At 40.5% G+C, this 20560-nt stretch carries 28 protein-coding genes and 1 pseudogene; 26 read left to right on the forward strand and 3 right to left on the reverse strand.

The features are described 5' to 3' along the window. Positions 1-54: 54 nt before the first annotated feature. The 8 genes and pseudogenes from SK608_RS02180 (at position 55) to dnaJ (ending at position 7114) form a co-directional block, all read left to right on the forward strand. The gene (locus SK608_RS02180) at positions 55-375 is read left to right on the forward strand and encodes a PadR family transcriptional regulator (protein WP_033676221.1); all 321 of its coding nucleotides are present in this window, start codon (positions 55-57) and stop codon (positions 373-375) included. Beyond that, a complete protein-coding gene (locus SK608_RS02185; RefSeq protein ID WP_033676363.1) occupies positions 375-950 on the forward strand; it encodes a DUF2812 domain-containing protein in 576 nt (191 codons plus the stop codon). Before SK608_RS02180 ends, SK608_RS02185 begins: the two co-directional genes overlap by 1 nt. 34 nt (positions 951-984) lie before the next feature. Then, a pseudogene (locus SK608_RS02190) lies at positions 985-1496 on the forward strand (DUF2812 domain-containing protein). Positions 1497-1656: 160 nt separating this feature from the next. After that, entirely contained in the window at positions 1657-2691 is a 1035-nt protein-coding gene (gene hrcA / locus SK608_RS02195) for a heat-inducible transcriptional repressor HrcA (RefSeq protein ID WP_004261010.1), read from the forward strand. Between the two features lie 26 nt (positions 2692-2717). Continuing rightward, on the forward strand, positions 2718-3242 hold the full coding sequence (gene grpE / locus SK608_RS02200) for a nucleotide exchange factor GrpE (protein WP_000046038.1): 525 nt from the start codon (positions 2718-2720) through the stop codon (positions 3240-3242). Positions 3243-3281: 39 nt separating this feature from the next. Next, positions 3282-3509 carry a hypothetical protein gene (locus SK608_RS02205; protein WP_033676226.1) on the forward strand — a complete coding sequence of 76 codons (228 nt, stop codon included), beginning with the start codon at positions 3282-3284 and terminating at the stop codon, positions 3507-3509. A 242-nt stretch (positions 3510-3751) separates the two neighbouring features. Continuing rightward, entirely contained in the window at positions 3752-5575 is a 1824-nt protein-coding gene (dnaK, locus tag SK608_RS02210; protein WP_000034661.1) for a molecular chaperone DnaK, read from the forward strand. A gap of 402 nt (positions 5576-5977) precedes the next feature. Next, complete coding sequence (gene dnaJ / locus SK608_RS02215; RefSeq protein ID WP_020902189.1) at positions 5978-7114, forward strand: molecular chaperone DnaJ; 1137 nt, start codon at positions 5978-5980, stop codon at positions 7112-7114. A 279-nt stretch (positions 7115-7393) separates the two neighbouring features. Here dnaJ and SK608_RS02220 read toward each other — a convergent pair whose 3' ends face one another. Together SK608_RS02220 and SK608_RS02225 are read right to left on the reverse strand one after the other, a co-directional pair. Further along, positions 7394-7681, reverse strand: a complete 288-nt coding sequence (locus tag SK608_RS02220) for a hypothetical protein (protein WP_000777749.1) — start codon at positions 7679-7681, stop codon at positions 7394-7396. A gap of 9 nt (positions 7682-7690) precedes the next feature. Next, a complete protein-coding gene (locus SK608_RS02225) occupies positions 7691-8101 on the reverse strand; it encodes an HIT family protein (RefSeq protein ID WP_033676227.1) in 411 nt (136 codons plus the stop codon). 67 nt (positions 8102-8168) lie between these two features. On the opposite strand from SK608_RS02225, the gene SK608_RS02230 reads away from it, so the two are divergent. Both SK608_RS02230 and SK608_RS02235 read left to right on the forward strand, forming a co-directional pair. Further along, entirely contained in the window at positions 8169-8900 is a 732-nt protein-coding gene (locus SK608_RS02230) for an ABC transporter ATP-binding protein (RefSeq protein WP_000889954.1), read from the forward strand. Beyond that, on the forward strand, positions 8897-9946 hold the full coding sequence (locus SK608_RS02235) for an ABC transporter permease (RefSeq protein WP_033676228.1): 1050 nt from the start codon (positions 8897-8899) through the stop codon (positions 9944-9946). The genes SK608_RS02230 and SK608_RS02235 overlap by 4 nt, the downstream gene beginning before the upstream one ends. A 61-nt stretch (positions 9947-10007) precedes the next feature. On the opposite strand, the gene SK608_RS02240 is transcribed toward SK608_RS02235, so the two are convergent. Then, positions 10008-10337 (reverse strand): hypothetical protein, encoded by a 330-nt coding sequence (locus SK608_RS02240; protein ID WP_033676230.1) that lies wholly within the window; start codon positions 10335-10337, stop codon positions 10008-10010. Positions 10338-10632: 295 nt separating this feature from the next. On the opposite strand from SK608_RS02240, the gene SK608_RS02245 reads away from it, so the two are divergent. The 16 genes from SK608_RS02245 to SK608_RS02320 all read left to right on the forward strand — a co-directional run bounded on the left by SK608_RS02245 (position 10633) and on the right by SK608_RS02320 (position 20546). Further along, entirely contained in the window at positions 10633-11370 is a 738-nt protein-coding gene (locus tag SK608_RS02245) for a response regulator transcription factor (RefSeq protein WP_033676234.1), read from the forward strand. Between the two features lie 13 nt (positions 11371-11383). Then, on the forward strand, positions 11384-12733 hold the full coding sequence (locus SK608_RS02250; RefSeq protein ID WP_033676237.1) for a sensor histidine kinase: 1350 nt from the start codon (positions 11384-11386) through the stop codon (positions 12731-12733). Positions 12734-12801: 68 nt separating this feature from the next. After that, positions 12802-13158 (forward strand): hypothetical protein, encoded by a 357-nt coding sequence (locus SK608_RS02255; protein WP_033676239.1) that lies wholly within the window; start codon positions 12802-12804, stop codon positions 13156-13158. A 288-nt stretch (positions 13159-13446) separates the two neighbouring features. Next, complete coding sequence (locus SK608_RS11620) at positions 13447-13566, forward strand: PncF family bacteriocin immunity protein (RefSeq protein ID WP_004269601.1); 120 nt, start codon at positions 13447-13449, stop codon at positions 13564-13566. A gap of 281 nt (positions 13567-13847) precedes the next feature. After that, positions 13848-14012, forward strand: coding sequence for a hypothetical protein (locus tag SK608_RS10540; RefSeq protein ID WP_033676241.1), 165 nt, complete (start codon positions 13848-13850; stop codon positions 14010-14012). Next, positions 14009-14413 (forward strand): hypothetical protein, encoded by a 405-nt coding sequence (locus tag SK608_RS02270; RefSeq protein ID WP_000846945.1) that lies wholly within the window; start codon positions 14009-14011, stop codon positions 14411-14413. The genes SK608_RS10540 and SK608_RS02270 overlap by 4 nt, the downstream gene beginning before the upstream one ends. Positions 14414-14495: 82 nt before the next feature. Then, entirely contained in the window at positions 14496-14879 is a 384-nt protein-coding gene (locus SK608_RS02275) for a hypothetical protein (protein ID WP_000877389.1), read from the forward strand. Positions 14880-14943: 64 nt separating this feature from the next. Then, entirely contained in the window at positions 14944-15633 is a 690-nt protein-coding gene (locus SK608_RS02280) for a CPBP family intramembrane glutamic endopeptidase (protein WP_033676244.1), read from the forward strand. A gap of 40 nt (positions 15634-15673) precedes the next feature. Further along, positions 15674-15922: an immunity protein BlpZ gene (blpZ, locus tag SK608_RS02285; protein ID WP_033676246.1), complete on the forward strand. Its 249-nt coding sequence runs from the start codon at positions 15674-15676 to the stop codon at positions 15920-15922. Between the two features lie 30 nt (positions 15923-15952). Then, on the forward strand, positions 15953-16564 hold the full coding sequence (locus SK608_RS02290) for a CPBP family intramembrane glutamic endopeptidase (RefSeq protein ID WP_033676248.1): 612 nt from the start codon (positions 15953-15955) through the stop codon (positions 16562-16564). Positions 16565-16725: 161 nt separating this feature from the next. After that, entirely contained in the window at positions 16726-17520 is a 795-nt protein-coding gene (gene ccrZ, locus SK608_RS02295) for a cell cycle regulator CcrZ (protein WP_033676250.1), read from the forward strand. Then, a complete protein-coding gene (trmB, locus tag SK608_RS02300) occupies positions 17517-18152 on the forward strand; it encodes a tRNA (guanosine(46)-N7)-methyltransferase TrmB (RefSeq protein ID WP_023932580.1) in 636 nt (211 codons plus the stop codon). Before ccrZ ends, trmB begins: the two co-directional genes overlap by 4 nt. Positions 18153-18279: 127 nt before the next feature. Next, positions 18280-18759, forward strand: a complete 480-nt coding sequence (gene rimP, locus SK608_RS02305) for a ribosome maturation factor RimP (protein WP_001808916.1) — start codon at positions 18280-18282, stop codon at positions 18757-18759. Positions 18760-18802: 43 nt separating this feature from the next. Continuing rightward, a complete protein-coding gene (gene nusA / locus SK608_RS02310; RefSeq protein WP_033676254.1) occupies positions 18803-19939 on the forward strand; it encodes a transcription termination factor NusA in 1137 nt (378 codons plus the stop codon). A gap of 21 nt (positions 19940-19960) precedes the next feature. Beyond that, on the forward strand, positions 19961-20254 hold the full coding sequence (gene rnpM / locus SK608_RS02315) for an RNase P modulator RnpM (RefSeq protein ID WP_000857561.1): 294 nt from the start codon (positions 19961-19963) through the stop codon (positions 20252-20254). Next, positions 20247-20546, forward strand: coding sequence for a YlxQ-related RNA-binding protein (locus tag SK608_RS02320; protein WP_001041390.1), 300 nt, complete (start codon positions 20247-20249; stop codon positions 20544-20546). Before rnpM ends, SK608_RS02320 begins: the two co-directional genes overlap by 8 nt. The last annotated feature ends 14 nt before the right edge of the window (positions 20547-20560 follow it).

A 20560-nucleotide genomic window follows, 5' to 3' on the forward strand; every position in this document is an offset into this window, starting at 1 on the left:
TATATTTTATATAACGAAGTGCGATATATCGAACTGGATAGGAGGTGGCTATAAATGGAATTAACGGATAAGATTCGTCGAGTTTATCTTCCCATGACGGAAACGGGTTTTTATATCTTGTTCTGTCTGCAAAAGGAAGGTCATGGGTACAGTATTACGCAAAAGGTCAAGGCGATGACAGATTCGCAAGTTTCGATTAGTCCTGGGACTATGTATGGAACCTTGTCAAAGATGGAAAAGGATGGTTTGATTTCCTTTGTCCGAGAAGAGGACAAACGGAAAATTTATCAGATTACAGACTTGGGACGAAAAGTCTTAGATATTGAATTGAAACGTATTGAACGGCTCTATAGAAACAGTCTGGAGGGAAGATGATGGAAAAGAAGGTTGTTTATAGAATTGCTACCATTGCGGATTATGATAGAGAGGCTTTATATCTTAGAAAAATGCATGCTATGGGCTGGAAACTCAAGGAAGTAACCTACTCTAACTTAGTAGTTGCGGTTAAGTATACTTTTGAAAAGTACCAACCGGAGCAGGTGTCTTATCAGTTGGACTTTTATCCCATGAAAAAATCCGATAGAGCCTCCTATTTACAATTATTTAAAGACTGTGGCTGGGAGCATATTACAGACTTTAATGGTTTTTCCTACTTTAGAAAACTTCATTCTGGAATTGAGTCGGAAGCCGAGTTTGAAATTTATAACGACGCGTCCGGGAAGTTAGCTATGGTCAAAAGGATTTTAACGAGGCGGATGTTTCCTATTTTGCTTCTCTTTTTAGCTCTACTACCGGTTTTCTCAAAGTTTGTCACTGGAGGTAGTTCTTTCAGTTGGGAAATGTTTTTGATTGTTATAATAGATGGTGTTTTATTGATAGTCCATGCGATTCAGATTTCTTATATTTTTTGGAGATTGTTTCAAAAGTGGAAAGAATTATCTGATAAATAACACCCGGCATGTTTTCTAATTTTGGGGTAAGGCAATGAATAGCAGAGTAGAATTTCGGATTTTCACCATTGTTGATTTGGACAAGGAAGAAGAATATTTACATGAGATGCACTTGAAAGGTTGGAGGTATAGAACGAGTCGTTTTGGTTTGTTCTATTTTGACCAATGCCAACCTGATGATGTCATCTACCGTATCTATGATTCTAGATTTCTTAAAAAATATAAGCATGAACTGCAAGATTTTAGAAATAGAGGTTGGGAATTGATAGAAGCAGGTTCTTGTTCGATTCTTCGTAAATCGTCTTCTGATTTACTTCCAGAGGATCAAGTTTATATGAGTAAGGGGCTCAGATGGGAAGTTATGCGATATAGACTTCGTTCCTGTACAGTTTCTTTCTCAGGTGGTCTTGTTGTTTGCATGAGTTTGTTTCGAGAAGATCTTTCTATGTCTTTCTTCATTATTTTTCTTTTATATGCCTTTCTGATTTCTTATCTAATCTATGGTTATTTCAGACTAAAAAGAAATACCGAGTAGATGGAAGGTAAAGCTCTAGGTCTTTAGACTGATTTTTAGCACTCTTGGTAAAAGAGTGCTAATTTTTTGAGTTTTTGTCTTGACATTCTCTTCTAAGGGTGTATAATAGAATCATGAGTTAGCACTTAAGTGTGTTGAGTGCTAATTGATCAGACAGAGAGGAGTGATGAGATGGTTACAGAGCGTCAGCAGGATATTTTAAATCTGATTATTGACATCTTTACCAAAACGCACGAACCTGTCGGATCCAAAGCCTTGCAAGAGTCTATTAACTCTAGCAGTGCTACCATTCGTAATGATATGGCGGCTTTAGAAAAGCAAGGGTTACTTGAGAAGGCTCATACTTCAAGTGGTCGGATGCCGAGTGTTGCTGGTTTTCAGTACTATGTGAAACACTCACTGGATTTTGACCGACTGGCTGAAAATGAGGTATATGAGATTGTCAAAGCCTTTGATCAGGAATTCTTCAAACTAGAGGATATTCTGCAAGAGGCTGCCAATCTACTGACAGACTTGAGTGGCTGTACGGTAGTGGCGCTGGATGTTGAGCCCAGCAGGCAACGGTTGACAGCCTTTGATATCGTTGTTTTGGGGCAACATACAGCCTTAGCGGTATTCACCCTAGACGAGTCTCGAACGGTTACCAGTCAGTTTCTGATTCCAAGGAACTTCTTGCAGGAGGATTTGCTGAAACTGAAGAGCATCATTCAGGAACGTTTCCTCGGCCACACCGTTCTAGATATTCACTACAAGATTCGGACGGAGATTCCGCAGATTATCCAGCGTTACTTCACAACTACGGACAATGTGATTGATCTCTTTGAACACATTTTTAAGGAAATGTTCAACGAAAACATTGTGGTGGCAGGCAAGGTCAATCTCTTGAATTTTGCTAATCTAGCAGCCTATCAGTTCTTTGACCAACCGCAAAAGGTGGCCCTGGAAATTCGTGAGGGGCTGCATGAAGATCAGATGCAAAACGTTCGTGTTGCAGACAGTCAAGAGTCCTGTCTAGCTGACCTAGCGGTGATTAGTAGCAAGTTCCTCATTCCTTATCGGGGAGTTGGAATTCTAGCCATTATCGGTCCAGTCAATCTGGATTACCAACAGCTAATCAACCAAGTCAATGTGGTCAACCGTGTTTTGACCATGAAGTTGACAGATTTTTACCGCTACCTCAGCAGTAATCATTACGAAGTACATTAAGATTGAAATCATTAAAGGAGGCGAAAATGGCCCAAGATATAAAAAATGAAGAAGTAGAAGAAGTTCAAGAAGAGGAAGTTGTGGAAACGGTAGAAGAAACAACTCCTGAGAAGTCAGAGTTGGACTTGGCAAATGAACGTGCAGATGAGTTCGAAAATAAATACCTTCGCGCTCATGCAGAAATGCAAAATATCCAACGCCGTGCCAATGAAGAGCGTCAAAACTTGCAACGTTATCGTAGCCAGGACTTGGCAAAAGCGATTCTCCCTTCTTTGGATAACCTTGAGCGTGCACTCGCAGTTGAAGGATTGACTGATGATGTGAAGAAGGGCTTGGAAATGGTGCAAGAAAGCTTGATTCACGCTTTGAAAGAAGAAGGAATCGAAGAAATCGCAGCTGATGGTGAATTTGACCATAACTACCATATGGCTATCCAAACTCTCCCAGCAGACGATGAACACCCAGCAGATACCATCGCCCAAGTCTTCCAAAAAGGCTACAAACTCCATGACCGTATCCTAAGACCGGCAATGGTGGTGGTGTATAATTAGAAGTTTTATATGTCGAAACAATATAGCAGGAAGATGAGAATGAAAAAGATAGCGGCTACAAATTGGGCTATTGGAATTGTCGTTTTCTTTCTGGTAGTAGGGATATTTTTTGCTTATCCTATTTCGGAAGGAGCACAAGTTTCTTATTTTGGAACGCAACCAGTAATTTGGCTGCAAAAAGTATTAGAACTTATATTGCAACCTATTTTAATTGGTCAATTGTTATTCTTGCTTACAGAAGATATGTCAGTAAGTAAGAAAGACTGATTTAGTATTGTCCGAAACGACAATAAACTATGAAAGAAAGATAAAAAAGTAGTTCAGCTTTGCAATAGTGAGCGAAGCAAACCAAAGATGATACTCTTCGCCGTGGCGCTATTGGCGCAAACTTTGAGACCTTAGGCTCAAGGTTTAGTCAAAGAGATTGACGAAGTTAAGTTCTGACGGCGCCGCCACCTAAGAAGAGTATCAAAAGGAAAAAAGAAAATTAACTAACAAGGAGAAAAAACATGTCTAAAATTATCGGTATTGACTTAGGTACAACAAACTCAGCAGTTGCAGTTCTTGAAGGAACTGAAAGCAAAATCATCGCAAACCCAGAAGGAAACCGCACAACTCCATCTGTAGTCTCATTCAAAAACGGCGAAATCATCGTTGGTGATGCTGCAAAACGTCAAGCGGTCACAAACCCAGATACAGTCATCTCTATCAAATCTAAGATGGGAACTTCTGAAAAAGTTTCTGCTAACGGAAAAGAATACACTCCACAAGAAATCTCAGCTATGATTCTTCAATACTTGAAAGGCTACGCTGAAGACTACCTTGGTGAAAAAGTAACCAAAGCAGTTATCACAGTTCCAGCTTACTTCAACGATGCTCAACGTCAAGCAACAAAAGACGCTGGTAAAATCGCTGGTCTTGAAGTAGAACGTATCGTCAACGAACCAACTGCAGCAGCTCTTGCTTACGGTTTGGACAAGACTGATAAAGAAGAAAAAATCTTGGTATTCGACCTTGGTGGTGGTACATTTGACGTCTCTATCCTTGAATTGGGTGACGGTGTCTTCGACGTATTGTCAACTGCAGGGGACAACAAACTTGGTGGTGACGACTTTGACCAAAAAATCATCGACCACTTGGTGGCAGAATTCAAGAAAGAAAACGGTATTGACTTGTCTACTGATAAGATGGCAATGCAACGTTTGAAAGATGCTGCTGAAAAAGCTAAGAAAGACCTTTCTGGTGTAACTTCAACTCAAATCAGCTTGCCATTTATCACTGCTGGTGAAGCTGGACCTCTTCACTTGGAAATGACTTTGACTCGTGCGAAATTTGACGATTTGACTCGTGACCTTGTAGAACGTACAAAAGTTCCAGTTCGTCAAGCACTTTCAGATGCAGGTTTGAGCTTGTCAGAAATCGACGAAGTTATCCTTGTTGGTGGTTCAACTCGTATCCCAGCTGTTGTAGAAGCTGTTAAAGCTGAAACTGGTAAAGAACCAAACAAATCAGTAAACCCTGACGAAGTAGTTGCTATGGGTGCTGCCATCCAAGGTGGTGTCATCACTGGTGATGTCAAAGATGTTGTCCTTCTTGACGTAACACCATTGTCACTTGGTATCGAAACAATGGGTGGTGTATTCACAAAACTCATCGACCGCAACACTACTATTCCAACATCTAAATCACAAGTCTTCTCAACTGCGGCAGACAACCAACCAGCCGTTGATATCCACGTTCTTCAAGGTGAACGCCCAATGGCAGCAGATAACAAGACTCTTGGACGTTTCCAATTGACAGATATTCCAGCTGCACCTCGTGGAATTCCTCAAATCGAAGTAACATTTGACATCGACAAGAACGGTATCGTGTCTGTTAAGGCCAAAGACCTTGGAACTCAAAAAGAACAAACAATTGTCATCCAATCAAACTCAGGTTTGACTGACGAAGAAATCGATCGCATGATGAAAGATGCAGAAGCTAATGCAGAAGCAGATAAGAAACGTAAAGAAGAAGTTGACCTTCGTAACGAAGTAGACCAAGCGATCTTTGCGACTGAAAAGACAATCAAGGAAACTGAAGGCAAAGGATTCGACGCAGAACGTGACGCTGCCCAAGCTGCCCTTGATGACCTTAAGAAAGCGCAAGAAGACAATAACTTGGACGACATGAAAGCAAAACTTGAAGCATTGAACGAAAAAGCTCAAGGACTTGCTGTTAAACTCTACGAACAAGCCGCAGCAGCGCAACAAGCTCAAGCAGGAGCAGAAGGCGCACAAGCAACCGGAAACGCAGGCGATGACGTCGTAGACGGAGAGTTTACGGAGAAATAAAATAGTCCAGTGGACTATTTTATCCCGAGCTTGAAAATCAGGAGAGCGAGGTAGGTAAGAATGACTAATCACTAAACTGATTGTCCTTCTACGGTGCTTTACTTAAATGTTAATGATGATAAGAAGAAATCCAGAGGTTGCAACCCAGCCTCTGTTTTTCGGTAAAAAGGGACTTACATAATTTGTTTGTGGTTTGTCTCGTCAATATATAAAGAAAGGAATTGAACCCGACCTAGATTGAGGATTCGTTCCGTAATATTAACAGAAAGGAACAAGGGTGTTCGAGTAACTGAACACGGGCTACGGACTGTGCCAAAAAGATAGTTTTTCTAGGACGCAAGCGTCCGTCGTCAAAACCCCTATTTTGGCTGTGTCCGTTTGACGCCCTTTGTATCTTGAATTATGAACAATACTGAATTTTATGATCGTCTGGGGGTGTCAAAAAACGCTTCGGCAGACGAAATCAAAAAGGCTTATCGTAAGCTTTCGAAAAAATACCACCCAGATATCAACAAGGAGCCTGGTGCTGAGGAAAAGTACAAGGAAGTTCAGGAAGCTTATGAGACTTTGAGTGACGACCAAAAACGTGCTGCCTATGACCAATACGGTGCTGCGGGTGCCAACGGTGGTTTTGGTGGAGCTGGTGGTTTCGGCGGTTTCGATGGGGCAGGAGGCTTCGGTGGTTTTGAAGATATCTTCTCAAGTTTCTTCGGAGGAGGCGGTGCTTCACGCAATCCAAATGCTCCTCGTCAAGGGGATGACCTCCAATACCGTGTGAATTTGACCTTCGAAGAAGCTATTTTTGGAGCTGAAAAAGAAGTCAAATATAACCGTGAAGCTAGCTGTCGTACATGTAATGGCTCAGGTGCTAAGCCAGGAACAAGTCCAGTCACTTGTGGACGCTGTCATGGCGCTGGTGTCATTAATGTCGATACGCAGACTCCGCTTGGTATGATGCGTCGTCAAGTAACCTGTGATGTCTGTCACGGTCGTGGAAAAGAAATTAAAGATCCATGTACAACATGTCACGGAACAGGTCATGAAAAACAAGCCCATAGTGTACATGTAAAAATCCCTGCTGGTGTGGAAACAGGTCAACAAATTCGCCTAGCAGGTCAGGGTGAAGCTGGCTTTAATGGTGGACCTTATGGTGATTTGTATGTAGTGGTTTCTGTGGAAGCCAGCGACAAGTTTGAACGTGAAGGAACTACTATCTTCTACAATCTCAACCTCAACTTTGTCCAAGCGGCTCTTGGTGACACAGTAGATATCCCAACTGTTCATGGTGATGTTGAATTGGTTATCCCAGAGGGAACTCAGACTGGTAAGAAATTCCGCCTACGTGGTAAAGGGGCTCCGAGCCTTCGTGGCGGTGCAGTTGGTGATCAATACGTTACAGTCAATGTCGTAACACCGACAGGCTTGAACGACCGCCAAAAAGCAGCCTTGAAAGAATTCGCAGCTGCTGGTGATTTAAAAGTCAATCCAAAGAAAAAGGGCTTCTTTGACCATATTAAAGATGCCTTTGAAGGAGAATAAAGCAAAAAGAGCCGTCGGGCTCTTTTTACTTATAGATTTTTTAAAACTTTCCTTAAGTAATGACGGACGGTAGCGACCTTCTTCGAAGTTCCATACCTAAACTTTGAGCCTAGGTCTCAAAGTTTCCGGACACCTGAAACCAAGCTGTTTCAGGTGTTTTCATTACGGCGGAAAGTCTTCGATTTAGTTGTGAAATGGTGAATGAGTTGCCTAAATTATGATGTATAGTTGATGGGCTATAACTTGTTTACGTTTTAAAAAAGAGCCGTCGGGCTCTTTTTACTTATCTTCAATTTCCTGTGTTTCTTTGATGACAGCTAGTCTAGTCTGGATATCTTTTTCCAAGACCTTAAACTTGTAAGTCAGGTCTTCTTGGTATTCTTTGATGAGTTCTTTTTGCTGGTCGATGATTTGCAGGCTGTTTTGGATAATATCCACATCATCCTTGATAGCTTGAACGCGGTCAGTAGTATTCAAGACTTCATCTGTGATGGTTTGGCGATTTTTTGTGAGCAGATAACTTCCGGCTGCAGCTCCTGCAAATAGCAGTAGATTAGATAATTTCATAGCAACTCCTTAGGCATTTTTGATGGTTTCAGCGACTTGAGCAAGTTTGTCAAAGTCTGGTTCGTGTGCGATAAAATCAATCTTGAGGTCATCGTCCGCACCGTAACGAGGTACAAGGTGAACGTGGGTATGAAAGACGGTTTGACCAGCGATTTCTTCGCAGTTGGCAATGATATTCATACCAGTAGCTTTGGTAGCTTTCATGACTTTTTGAGCCACTTTTGGTACTTGGGCAAAGAGTTGGCTGGCGCTAGTAGCGTCCATTTCCAAAAGATTGCGATAGTGTTCTTTGGGTACGACCAAGGTGTGTCCTGGTGTCACTTGAGAGATATCAAGAAAGGCAAGAACCTGCTCATCTTCATATACTTTTGAAGCAGGAATTTCCCCTGCGATGATTTTACAAAAAATGCAATCTGACATAAAATCTACCTCTACTGTATTGAATTTTGATATAATATAGCTACATTATACCAGATTTGGAGAAAATATGTTAGAAATTAAAAACCTGACAGGTGGCTATGTCCATGTCCCTGTCTTGAAAGATGTGTCCTTTACTGTTGAAAGTGGGCAGTTGGTTGGTCTGATTGGTCTCAATGGTGCTGGGAAATCGACGACTATTAATGAAATTATCGGTCTGTTGACACCTTATAGTGGTTCTATCAATATCAATGGCTTGACCCTGCAAGAAGATGCAACGAGCTACCGCAAGCAAATTGGCTACATTCCTGAGACACCTAGCCTGTATGAGGAATTGACCCTCAGAGAGCATATCGAAACGGTTGCTATGGCTTATGGTATTGAGCAGAAAGTGGCTTTTGATCGAGTAGAACCTTTGTTAAAAATGTTCCGTCTGGACCAGAAATTAGACTGGTTCCCTGTTCATTTTTCAAAAGGGATGAAACAGAAGGTCATGATTATCTGTGCTTTTGTGGTGGATCCGAGTCTCTTTATCGTAGATGAGCCTTTTCTTGGTCTTGATCCGCTGGCTATTGCAGACTTGATTCAGCTTTTGGAAGTGGAAAAGCAAAAAGGCAAGTCTATTCTCATGAGTACTCACGTGCTGGATTCGGCGGAGAAGATGTGTGATGCTTTTGTCATTCTTCACAAAGGGGAAGTGCGTGCTAAGGGGAATCTCCTGCAACTGCGCGAAGCATTTGATATGCCTGAGGCTAGCTTGAATGATATTTACTTGGCTCTGACCAAAGAGGAGGAGCTATGAAAGACTTGTTTTTAAAGAGAAAGCAGGCTTTTCGTAAGGAGTGTGTCGGTTATCTGCGCTATGTTCTCAATGACCACTTTGTCTTGTTCCTGCTAGTCCTGCTGGGCTTTCTAGCCTACCAGTATAGTCAACTCTTACAAGATTTTCCTGAAAATCATTGGCCTATCCTTTTATTTGTAGGAATTACCTCTGTTTTACTTTTGCTTTGGGGAGGAATTGCCACCTATATGGAGGCTCCAGACAAGCTCTTTCTCTTGGTCGGAGAAGAGGAAATCAAACTCCATCTCAAGCGTCAAACTGGAATTTCCCTAGTCTTTTGGATCTTTGTCCAGACCCTTTTCTTGCTGTTATTTGCGCCCTTATTTTTAGCCATGGGTTATGGCTTGCCTGTTTTTCTGGTCTATGTGCTTTTATTGGGGGTAGGAAAATATTTCCTCTTTCGTCAAAAGGCCAGCAAATTTTTCACGGAAACTGGACTAGACTGGGATTATGTCATTGCCCAAGAAAGCAAGCGTAAGCAAGTCTTGCTTCGTTTCTTTGCCCTCTTTACGCAGGTCAAGGGAATTTCAAACAGCGTCAAGCGTCGTGCCTATCTGGACTTTATCCTAAAGGTTGTTCAGAAGGTGCCTGGGAAGATTTGGCAAAATCTCTATCTGCGTTCTTATTTGCGAAATGGAGATCTCTTTGCCCTCAGTCTCCGTCTGCTCTTACTTTCCATACTGGCGCAGGTCTTTATTGAGCAATCTTGGATTGCAACAGCGGTAGTAGTCCTCTTTAACTACCTCTTGCTCTTCCAGTTGCTGGCCCTCTATCATGCCTTTGACTACCAGTATTTGACCCAACTCTTCCCGCTGGACAAGGGGCAAAAGGAAAAAGGTTTGCAGGCGGTAGTCCGAGGATTGACCAGTTTGGTCTTAGTAGTGGAATTAGTTGTTGGGTTGATTACCTTCCAAGAAAAACTAGCCCTTCTAGCCTTGCTAGGAGCTGGTTTGGTTTTACTAGTCTTGTACTTACCTTATCAGGTAAAACGCCAGATGCAGGACTAACATTGCCTATATGATACTAAAAAAGAAGTTGAGTTCAGTTTGTCTCAACTTCTTTTATTTTCTACAAGATAATGGTTGGTCCGTAGAGACTCAACTTGGTCTTGACTTGGTCAAAGTGGAAGCGGTCATAGGCCCGCCAAGCGGCGCGTGTAGGAGCATCTGGATCAAGAGCGCTGAGTCCCATGAGAAGACTGGAAGTCTGGTAAAATTTTTCCAGTTCAATCAAGAATCGATTATCCACTGTTTCAGCCTTGGCTAGAAAGCCAAGAATAGAGTTTAATTGCTCCTGAAAGCGGACGTCGTCAGCGCTTGCCTGTTTGCATGCTTGGTAGGCTTTGTTTAAATCCGTAATCAAAGTCTGAGCTCTTTTGATGGGGTCTGTATCTGTCATGAGAATTCCTCCTCTAATCTGGGTGCTAGTTTTGATTATAGCAATTGTATTTTGATACTGTCAGTCTATCACTTTTATCTCCTTTTTCGCCTTCAAATCTTTAATTGTCATTGAAATGTCTTGAATTGCGCTGAGTGAATTTTATGATAAAATAGTGGTAAGATTATCATGCTTATTTGAGGAACAAGCTACCCTTCAGGAGCGTTAAAGGCCTGTTTAGGATTTGGTGGGCTTGTATCAAAGTATTTTTGCTATTCTCTTTTTAGGAAGAAATCGAAACAAGGAGAGTAAGAAGATGAGAATATTTGTTTTAGAAGATGATTTTTCCCAACAGACTAGGATTGAAGCGACGATTGAGAAACTCTTGAAGGAACATCATATCACTCCCAGTTCTTTTGAAGTTTTTGGCAAACCAGATCAACTGCTGGCAGAGGTGCATGAGAAGGGCGCACATCAGCTATTCTTTTTGGATATTGAGATTCGAAATGAGGAGATGAAGGGGCTGGAAGTGGCTAGAAAGATTCGGGATCGAGACCCCTATGCCCTGATTGTCTTTGTGACGACTCACTCGGAGTTTATGCCCCTGTCCTTTCGCTATCAGGTGTCTGCTTTGGACTACATTGATAAGGCTCTTTCGGCAGAGGAGTTTGAATCTCGGATCGAGACAGCCCTTCTCTATGCCAATAGTCAAGACAGTAAAAGTCTGGCGGAAGATTGCTTTTACTTTAAATCAAAATTTGCCCAATTCCAGTATCCTTTTAAAGAGGTTTACTATCTCGAAACGTCGCCCAGAGCCCATCGTGTTATTCTCTATACTAAGACGGATAGGCTGGAATTTACAGCGAGTTTAGAGGAGGTTTTCAAGCAGGAACCCCGTCTCTTGCAGTGCCACCGCTCTTTTCTCATCAATCCTGCCAATGTAGTTCGTTTGGATAAGAAAGAAAAACTCCTTTTCTTTCCCAATGGTGGAAGCTGTATGATAGCGCGTTATAAGGTCAGGGAAGTGTCTGAAGCTATTAATAACTTGCACTAGGTGAGGAGAATTTATGTATATTTTTTGGATGATATTGTATTCACTAGCTATTATTGGGCTAGAAATTATCATGTTCTTTAAGGTAGATGGAATTAGTTTCACTATAGATAAAATTTTTAAGGGCTTTCTTCTAAAATTTCTTCTAGCAGCAATTGTTACAACTTTTAATTATTTAGTCTTGACTGACTATCTGTCATACTTTATAGAACCCTTGTTCGGCCTCAGCTTGTCTTTCTTATTGTTAAGAGGGCTTTCTAAAAGACTCCTTTTCTTTTATGGTCTCTTTCCAATTGTATTGATGGATATCTTTTACAGAAGTGTTTCCTATTTTGTGTTTCCGTTTTTGGGGCAAGGGATTGTAGATGGAGATGGGAATCCTCTATTTTTGTTGATTATGATATTCGTTTACTCCATAGTATTAGTCTTTTTGAAATGGTTGGACTATGATTTCACTAGCTTGAGAAAGGAGATTCTCGATAAAAGTTTTCAAAAGTCTCTGACTACGATTAACTGGATAATGGGGGCCTACTTTCTAGTCATGGAAAATCTGTCTTACTTTGAATATGCATACGATATCCAATCAAAGACTGTTCGCCATCTGATCCTAGTCTTTTACTTGCTCTTTTTTATGGGGATTATCAAGAAATTGGATACCTATTTGAAGGACAAACTTCATGAGAGACTGGACCAAGAGCAGGTCTTGCGCTACAGAGATATGGAACGCTATAGTCGGCATATAGAGGAACTTTACAAGGAAGTGCGGAGTTTTCGCCATGACTACACCAACCTCTTAACCAGCTTACGTCTGGGCATTGAAGAGGAGGATATGGAGCAGATAAAAGAGGTCTACGACTCGGTCTTAAAGGATTCTAGTCAGAAATTGCAGGACAACAAATATGACCTTGGCAGATTGGTAAATATTCGGGACCGTGCCCTCAAAAGTCTTCTAGCAGGGAAATTTCTAAAAGCTAGAGATAAGAAGATTGTCTTTAATGTCGAAGTTCCTGAGGAGATTCAGGTCGAGGGGATGAGTCTACTTGATTTTCTAACCATTGTGTCCATCCTTTGTGACAATGCTATTGAAGCCAGTGCAGAGGCCAGTCAACCTCATGTTTCAATCGCCTTTTTAAAAAATGGAGCACAGGAGACCTTTATCATTGAAAATTCCATCAAAGAAGAGGGCATAGATATTTCTGAGATTTTCTCCTTTGGAGCCAGTTCTAAAGGGGAAGAGAGAGGAGTTGGTCTCTATACTGTTATGAAAATTGTGGAAAGCCATCCTAATACCAGTCTAAATACCACCTGTCAAAATCAAGTCTTTCGTCAGGTTTTAACAGTTCACTCGATGTCAGTTGATGATTAGAAGATTTGTGGAAAGAAGTACTGCCCAAAGTCATCAATTAAAATACTATAGTATGCGAGGTATATTAAATGAATAAGAAATCCTTTTTTATCATCTGTTCTACGTTGATCATAGCATCGAATCTTCTCATGATTTCCGTGGTGAACAAGGGAGAAGAAACGGGGGGCAATCTGTTTGTGATTGCTATAGCCTGTGTTATGCTACCAGTCTTTTTATATGCAGTTGAAAACCAACTGACTTCAATGGTAAGAGTAGAATCAATACTCCTGATTCAGTTGACAGTTATATCCCTACTCCGTCTTATCAACAGAATAGGGAGTACGCCTGAAATCTTCAACATTATTATTACCCTTCTAGCTTTGGCAAGTGGGACAGCTGCTATCCTTGTTGCAATCATGAGAATATATGAGAACAGACGGAAGTAAGGTTGAATAGCTTTCGATGTATTTTTACATTGTTAAATCTCCTTAGGGCAAGTATGTTTTTCATGCTTGCTTTTTTAAATTTTTTACAATTCAAGATGTTTTGATGACCATTCGTGATTTGGATGGAAAATTTTAAAAAATAGTAGTATACTAACCTTATTAAGGTTGTAATAAGACGAAAGTAAAAAGAGGTATTCCTCGTGAATGCAAAAACAATGTTACAATTGGCTATTATGGTTGCTTAAAGGCTTGAGACTGTAAGTAGAGGAACTGTACTTGGAGGTAATTATGGATTTCAAAAGTTTTCTTATTGTTTTTGTTGTTGGCATGTTTGTTTCTTTTATCACTTCTTTAATTAGGGAAAAATTTTTAAAATCTCCAAAGAAGAATAAAGATAGATCTAATTAGATAAAAAGATTTTTTATCGCTAGTTTAATCTACAGTGGAGTTTCTTTAATATTGTTTCGCCTGTTAAAATGATATGTGATAGCAGGATAAAAAATCTACAAATTAAGTTGGTATCAATATGGTGTAAAGGGCAAGTATGTTTTTCATGCTTGCTTTTTTAAATTTTTTACAATTCAAGATGTTTTGATGACCATTTGTGATTTGAGTGATCCAAGGTCAAAATGAGTGCTATACTAACAGTGTAAAGGTTCTTACTCAACAAACATTCAGGAGGAAATCTTATGAAGAAAAAAATATTTGTCATTTTCATCTTGTATCTGATCATGTCTATCCTTCTTTATCCGCTTAGGGAGAGTATTTGGTATCATCTATTTTATACCATAGCCTATATGATTGCGGTTGTGATCTATTTTGCTTTAACTAAAAAGAAAGGAGCAAAGAAATGAAAACTTTTCTTGCTAAAAAACGGAACATCTTCCTTGCGAGATTGTTCTTAGGTCAGTTGCCTTTACTTGTCTCTACTTATCTATTTCTATCTCGTCAGTTTTTAAATTTTTCCGTAGTTCTCCAATTTCTTTTAGTGGTTATTAACTTGGCCTCTATTTTGGTTACTGTTTACCTCACTAGGGAAATGAGGATAAGAGAGTTTGAAGATGATGATTTGGTTAGTCCTAGAACCAATCAACTCATGTTCATCGGCTTGACAGGTTTTATGTCTATTATTTGTTTGTATAGAGGTGTCACAGCAGGAGAATCTTACCAACAACTAATTGCCTATATTGGCGCTATTCTCTGCTTGATTATTATGCTTCTACTCATTTGGGGCTTGAAGTATTATAAAAAGTAGCTTGCCTTCCTCTTCTGACAGAATCTTTTATTAGAAGGCTCTATTAAACTGTCCGTGAAATAAGTGAATGGAGGTATTTAATATGAAATATAGATTATTTCTTGTTATTTTCTTGAGTAGTATGTTGAATATTCTTTTAGGGACATTTTTACAAATCTCTAATGTATCGATTGGGTGGATTGTTCTCTACAGTGGATTATTTGAAGCAGGCGTTTTCCTTCTTGCTAATAAAGGGGTAGCGGTAAAAATAAAGGAAGTAGATATTCGAAATCGCTTTAAATTTATTTTTGGAAAAACCTTATGGTTTCAAATTTTTTTGCTCATCTTTTTGATGGTCAAACTTTATCTTGGTTTGGATGCGAGGTTGATTTTATTCTATGGACATATTTTCATTGTCTTTAATGCCTTAATGTATCTATTATCTAGTAGTCAGGTTAGCCTTAAAAAGAACAAGCTGTCTTCTTAATCTTGCAGTAATAGAGCATGACAAGGTGAGCTATCCTGTCTTGTAGATAGTAGGGAGGATTTATATGAAAAGACACGCTATTCTTTTCAAAACGAGTGCAATTCTTTCTTATTTGTTTCTGTTTTTCGGACTGTCTTGGACAACCCAATTTTGGAGCAATTATTGGGAGTTCTCGTCTTGGGTAGGAAATATTATCTGGATTCGAAACATCATCAGTCTTCTCTTTATCTGCTTGATGGTTTGGATTTTGGTCAGGTCGGGCCATGCTTATCTCTTTCGTATCCCTAGGAAAAAGTGGTTGAGCTATTCTGTTCTGACGGTGTTAGCCGCTGTTGTACTTATCTGCTTTAACTATCTGACAGCTAAACACGTCCAGGGAACTAATGAAGGGTGGAATTTGTTTATTGCCTATAGTGAGACAAATTTTGCGGAGTTTGGTGTTTACCTAACCTTAATCGTACTAGGACCTCTGATGGAAGAATTGGTATGTAGGGGCCTGCTTCAACATGCCTTCTTTAAGGATTCGAGATGGGGGCAGGATCTTCTCTTTCCGTCATTCTTATTTGCCTTGCCCCACTTTTCTAGCTTGCCAAGTCTCGCAGATATTTTTGTCTATACGGCAGTGGGCTGTCTGTTTGCCTGTCTAACACGTTATACGAAGAGTGTCTATCCTTCTTATTCGATTCATATTGTTAATAATATCATCGCAAACTTACCATTTTTGCTCACTTTTTTACATAGGGTCTTGGGGTAAAAAACAAAAGTCTTGCTTTTCAGCCATAGAGGAGGTCATCATGTATAAACACTTATTTTTCCTAGATTCCAAAACCTTAGACTGGTTGACACCTTATATTTTGGTCTTGGCTTCTGACACCATTGCTTTTATCGTTTTTGTGCTAACCTTTGTATCTGTGGTGGTCTTTTATTTCCTAAATCCCATGTTATCTTTAATGGCTATATTCTTAGGGGCTGTCTATGTGGTCGGGTTTTGGTTACTCAAATGGTTTGTTTTGGAAAGACTAGCACTAAAGGATGACGTGTAGAGAAGTTTGTTTCTTGAGGAGAATAATTTTATGGAGTTTTTTGATAAATTTCATGCCTTGTGCTTTGGATTTTTAGTACTACTAATCGTCATTACAGTTCCTTATACGATTAATCATGGGGATTTTTTTCAAAATGAATCTGCATTGATTATTGTAAGTCTTCTAGTAACCTCGATGAGTGTTGCTTATGCTAGAAAGTTTGAAATGATTTCTTTTGGGATGTTAAGCAGGAAACAACTTTTACTTTTCATTGCAATCTTTCTTCTAAGTGTGCTTGAGACGCTGGTTTATATTCATTTCTTCGCTATTTCTTCTGGCGCAGGAGTTCAACACTTGGCGGAAGTCAGCAGAGGAATTTCCCTGTCTTTGATTTTGACTTCCTCAGTTTTTGGACCCATCCAGGAGGAACTCATTTTCAGAGGACTTCTTCAAGGTGCGGTTTTTGACAACTCTTTGTTAGGGCTTGTGCTAACTTCCTCTCTCTTTTCTGTTATGCATGGACCTTCTAATGTCCCTTCGTTTATTTTTTATCTACTTGGGGGCTTGTTGCTGGGCTTTGCTTATAAAAAGAGCCAAAACCTATGGGTTTCTACTCTAGTCCACATGTTTTACAACAGTTGGCCACTCTTATATTATTTATAAAAATTATGAAAAGGTAAGTAGAAGACGGTGCTTACCTTTTTCTTTCTATAATGATACTCAAGCCAATCCAGAGGCTTTTCTTTGAGAATCGGGTGTGGAGCGGTTGACGAATAGGGCAAAAACTAGTAGAATAGTAAGGAAACTTTATACGGAGGAAAGAAATGGATTTGGGTGATAATGAGCTAACACTGACTCCCATACCTGGGAAAAGTGGCAAGGCTTATATGGGTAGCTATCCTGATGGAAAGCGCATCTTTGTAAAAATGAACACCTCTCCAATCCTACCTGGTCTAGCTAGAGAACAAATTGCTCCACAATTATTATGGAGTCGCCGTTTGGCAGATGGGCGTGATATGTGTGCTCAAGAATGGTTGACAGGCAAGATATTGACCCCCTATGATATGAATCGTAAGCAAATTGTCAATATTTTAACTCGTCTACATCGCTCACGTCCTTTGATGACACAGTTGAGTCGTTTGGGCTATGCCATGGAAGCACCTGTAGACTTACTACAGTCTTGGCAAGAAACGGCTCCAGATGCTTTGCGTAAAAATCATTTTATCAGTGAAGTGATGGCTGATTTACGTCAGACTATTCCAGGATTTAGAGAGGACTATGCGACCATTGTCCATGGAGATGTAAGACATAGTAATTGGATTGAGACAGACAGTGGCTTGATTTATTTGGTAGATTGGGATTCGGTTCGTTTGACCGACCGCATGTTTGACGTGGCTCACATGCTCTGCCATTATATTCCAGAACATCAGTGGAAGGAATGGTTGACCTACTACGGTTATAAGTACAATCAAACGGTATTAAATAAATTGTATTGGTACGGTCAATTGTCTTATTTGAGCCAGATTTCCAAGTATTATATGAACCAAGATTTAGAAAATGTCAATCGGGAGATTCATGGCTTGCGTCACTTCCGAGACAAGTATGGAAAGATAAGATGAGAGTTAGAAATCGTAAAGGGGCGACAGAATTACTAGAGGCAAATCCCCAGTATGTGGTCCTCAATCCCTTGGAAGCCAAGGGAAAATGGCGGGACTTGTTTGGCAATGACAATCCCATTCATGTGGAAGTTGGAAGTGGAAAGGGTGCCTTTGTTTCAGGTATGGCCAAGCAAAACCCTGACATCAACTATATCGGGATTGATATTCAAAAGTCTGTTTTGAGCTACGCTTTGGACAAGGTGCTTGAAGTTGGAGTGCCTAATATCAAGCTTCTGTGGGTGGATGGTTCTGACTTGACAGACTACTTTGAAGACGGTGAGATTGATCGCTTGTATCTGAACTTTTCAGATCCATGGCCTAAAAAACGCCATGAAAAGCGTCGTTTGACCTACAAAACCTTCTTGGATACCTTCAAGCGTATCTTGCCTAAAAATGGAGAAATTCATTTCAAGACGGATAACCGTGGCTTGTTTGAGTACAGCCTAGTGAGCTTTTCTCAGTATGGCATGAAGCTCAATGGTGTCTGGCTTGATTTACATGCCAGCGATTTTGAAGGCAATGTCATGACAGAATACGAGCAAAAATTCTCCAACAAGGGTCAAGTTATCTACCGAGTTGAGGCAGAATTTTAAGAAATAGCCTAAAATCAGGCTGTATAAGTGCTTTTGCTTTACATAAGTTGGCAAACGTGCTATACTTAATAGTAAGAATATGAGAAAGAGAGGCGGGGAAATATCTTCGCCTCTTGCTTATGAGGAGGTGGACGCAATCGCAACAATCGTAGAATTAGTCAGAGAAGTTGTAGAACCTGTCATAGAAGCTCCTTTCGAACTCGTGGATATCGAGTATGGAAAGATTGGCAGTGACATGATTCTCAGTATTTTTGTAGATAAACCTGAAGGAATTACCTTGAACGACACGGCAGACTTGACAGAAATGATCAGTCCTGTCCTAGACACCATCAAGCCAGATCCCTTCCCAGAACAATATTTCCTAGAAATCACCAGTCCAGGCTTGGAACGCCCTTTGAAAACCAAGGATGCCGTCGCTGGAGCGGTTGGGAAATACATCCATGTCGGGCTCTACCAAGCCATCGATAAGCAAAAGGTCTTTGAAGGAACCTTGTTGGCCTTCGAAGAGGACGAGTTGACTATGGAATATATGGACAAGACGCGTAAGAAAACCGTCCAAATTCCATACAGTTTAGTATCAAAAGCACGTTTAGCAGTTAAATTATAGAAAAAGAAAGGATAGCTTTTGAAGATTCAAAAGTGAAGAAAACATGAGTAAAGAAATGCTAGAGGCCTTCCGCATTTTGGAAGAAGACAAGGGAATCAAAAAAGAAGACATCATCGACGCAGTAGTAGAGTCGCTTCGTTCCGCTTATCGCAGACGCTATGGTCAATCTGATAGCGTAGCTATTGATTTCAACGAAAAAACAGGTGACTTTACCGTTTATACTGTTCGTGAAGTGGTTGATGAAGTATTTGATAGCCGTTTGGAAATCAGCTTGAAAGATGCTCTTGCCATTAATTCAGCCTATGAACTTGGAGACAAAATCAAGTTTGAAGAAGCACCTGCTGAGTTTGGTCGTGTAGCAGCCCAATCTGCCAAACAAACCATCATGGAAAAAATGCGCAAGCAAACACGTGCCATCACTTACAATACTTACAAAGAGCATGAACAAGAAATCATGTCTGGTACAGTAGAACGCTTTGACAACCGCTTTATCTATGTCAACCTTGGTAGCATCGAAGCCCAATTGTCAAAACAAGACCAAATTCCTGGAGAAGTTTTTGCTTCTCATGATCGTATCGAAGTGTATGTCTACAAGGTTGAAGACAACCCTCGCGGTGTGAATGTCTTTGTTAGCCGTAGCCACCCAGAAATGATCAAACGCTTGATGGAGCAAGAAATTCCAGAAGTTTATGATGGAACTGTTGAAATCATGAGCGTGGCTCGTGAAGCTGGTGACCGTACCAAGGTTGCCGTTCGCAGTCATAATCCAAACGTGGACGCTATCGGTACAATCGTTGGACGTGGTGGTGCTAATATCAAGAAGATTACTAGCAAATTTCACCCAGCTCGCTACGATGCTAAAAATGACCGCATGGTGCCAATCGAAGAAAATATCGATGTTATTGAGTGGGTAGCAGATCCAGCTGAATTTATCTACAATGCCATCGCTCCTGCTGAAGTTGACCAAGTTATCTTTGACGAAAACGACAGCAAACGTGCCTTGGTGGTTGTTCCTGATAACAAGCTTTCTCTTGCCATTGGTCGTCGTGGACAAAACGTTCGCTTGGCAGCTCACTTGACTGGTTACCGTATCGATATCAAGTCTGCTAGTGAATTTGAAGCCATGGAAGAAGCTGCTTCGGTAGATTTGGAAGCAGAAAACGATACTGTAGAAGAATAAAAGCTGCTAGAGGAGGGAAAAATGAAAACGAGAAAAATCCCTTTGCGCAAGTCTGTTGTGTCCAATGAAGTGATTGATAAGCGTGATTTGCTCCGCATTGTCAAGAACAAGGAAGGACAAGTCTTTATCGATCCGACAGGCAAGGCCAATGGCCGTGGCGCTTATATCAAACTAGACAATGCAGAAGCCCTAGAGGCGAAAAAGAAGAAGGTCTTTAACCGTAGCTTTAGCATGGAAGTGGATGAAAGCTTTTATGACGAGTTGATCGCTTATGTGGATCACAAAGTGAAAAGAAGAGAGTTAGGACTTGAATAAGCAAAAGATAAGCAACCTCTTGGGACTTGCTCAGCGAGCAGGGCGGATTATATCGGGTGAAGAATTGGTGGTCAAGGCCATTCAAGACGGCAAGGCCAAGTTGGTCTTTCTAGCTCATGATGCTGGACCCAATCTGACCAAGAAGATTCAAGATAAAAGTCATTATTATCAAGTAGAAATTGTAACCGTGTTTTCAACACTGGAATTAAGCATAGCAGTCGGGAAATCGAGAAAGGTTTTGGCTGTGACAGATGCTGGATTTACAAAGAAAATGAGGTCTCTTATGGAATAGAAGAGGAGGACATG

This window comes from Streptococcus mitis subsp. hohhotensis (assembly GCF_000722775.1).
GTDB lineage: Bacteria > Bacillota > Bacilli > Lactobacillales > Streptococcaceae > Streptococcus > Streptococcus carlssonii.

Excerpts from the sequence above, each read along its gene's own strand:
- SK608_RS02255 (WP_033676239.1), top strand. The coding sequence starts at position 12,802 with ATGAATAAGAAATCCTTTTTTATCATCTGTTCTACGTTGATCATAGCA.
- SK608_RS02280 (WP_033676244.1), top strand. The coding sequence starts at position 14,944 with ATGAAAAGACACGCTATTCTTTTCAAAACGAGTGCAATTCTTTCTTAT.
- blpZ (WP_033676246.1), top strand. The coding sequence starts at position 15,674 with ATGTATAAACACTTATTTTTCCTAGATTCCAAAACCTTAGACTGGTTG.
- ccrZ (WP_033676250.1), top strand. The coding sequence starts at position 16,726 with ATGGATTTGGGTGATAATGAGCTAACACTGACTCCCATACCTGGGAAA.
- SK608_RS02290 (WP_033676248.1), top strand. The coding sequence starts at position 15,953 with ATGGAGTTTTTTGATAAATTTCATGCCTTGTGCTTTGGATTTTTAGTA.
- trmB (WP_023932580.1), top strand. The coding sequence starts at position 17,517 with ATGAGAGTTAGAAATCGTAAAGGGGCGACAGAATTACTAGAGGCAAAT.
- SK608_RS11620 (WP_004269601.1), top strand. The coding sequence starts at position 13,447 with ATGGATTTCAAAAGTTTTCTTATTGTTTTTGTTGTTGGCATGTTTGTT.
- grpE (WP_000046038.1), top strand. The coding sequence starts at position 2,718 with ATGGCCCAAGATATAAAAAATGAAGAAGTAGAAGAAGTTCAAGAAGAG.
- SK608_RS02220 (WP_000777749.1), bottom strand. The coding sequence starts at position 7,681 with ATGAAATTATCTAATCTACTGCTATTTGCAGGAGCTGCAGCCGGAAGT.
- SK608_RS02270 (WP_000846945.1), top strand. The coding sequence starts at position 14,009 with ATGAAAACTTTTCTTGCTAAAAAACGGAACATCTTCCTTGCGAGATTG.
- SK608_RS02230 (WP_000889954.1), top strand. The coding sequence starts at position 8,169 with ATGTTAGAAATTAAAAACCTGACAGGTGGCTATGTCCATGTCCCTGTC.
- SK608_RS02250 (WP_033676237.1), top strand. The coding sequence starts at position 11,384 with ATGTATATTTTTTGGATGATATTGTATTCACTAGCTATTATTGGGCTA.
- SK608_RS10540 (WP_033676241.1), top strand. The coding sequence starts at position 13,848 with ATGAAGAAAAAAATATTTGTCATTTTCATCTTGTATCTGATCATGTCT.
- dnaJ (WP_020902189.1), top strand. The coding sequence starts at position 5,978 with ATGAACAATACTGAATTTTATGATCGTCTGGGGGTGTCAAAAAACGCT.
- rnpM (WP_000857561.1), top strand. The coding sequence starts at position 19,961 with ATGAAAACGAGAAAAATCCCTTTGCGCAAGTCTGTTGTGTCCAATGAA.
- SK608_RS02235 (WP_033676228.1), top strand. The coding sequence starts at position 8,897 with ATGAAAGACTTGTTTTTAAAGAGAAAGCAGGCTTTTCGTAAGGAGTGT.
- SK608_RS02240 (WP_033676230.1), bottom strand. The coding sequence starts at position 10,337 with ATGACAGATACAGACCCCATCAAAAGAGCTCAGACTTTGATTACGGAT.
- dnaK (WP_000034661.1), top strand. The coding sequence starts at position 3,752 with ATGTCTAAAATTATCGGTATTGACTTAGGTACAACAAACTCAGCAGTT.
- SK608_RS02205 (WP_033676226.1), top strand. The coding sequence starts at position 3,282 with ATGAAAAAGATAGCGGCTACAAATTGGGCTATTGGAATTGTCGTTTTC.
- nusA (WP_033676254.1), top strand. The coding sequence starts at position 18,803 with ATGAGTAAAGAAATGCTAGAGGCCTTCCGCATTTTGGAAGAAGACAAG.
- SK608_RS02245 (WP_033676234.1), top strand. The coding sequence starts at position 10,633 with ATGAGAATATTTGTTTTAGAAGATGATTTTTCCCAACAGACTAGGATT.
- SK608_RS02180 (WP_033676221.1), top strand. The coding sequence starts at position 55 with ATGGAATTAACGGATAAGATTCGTCGAGTTTATCTTCCCATGACGGAA.
- SK608_RS02185 (WP_033676363.1), top strand. The coding sequence starts at position 375 with ATGGAAAAGAAGGTTGTTTATAGAATTGCTACCATTGCGGATTATGAT.
- SK608_RS02275 (WP_000877389.1), top strand. The coding sequence starts at position 14,496 with ATGAAATATAGATTATTTCTTGTTATTTTCTTGAGTAGTATGTTGAAT.
- SK608_RS02225 (WP_033676227.1), bottom strand. The coding sequence starts at position 8,101 with ATGTCAGATTGCATTTTTTGTAAAATCATCGCAGGGGAAATTCCTGCT.
- hrcA (WP_004261010.1), top strand. The coding sequence starts at position 1,657 with ATGGTTACAGAGCGTCAGCAGGATATTTTAAATCTGATTATTGACATC.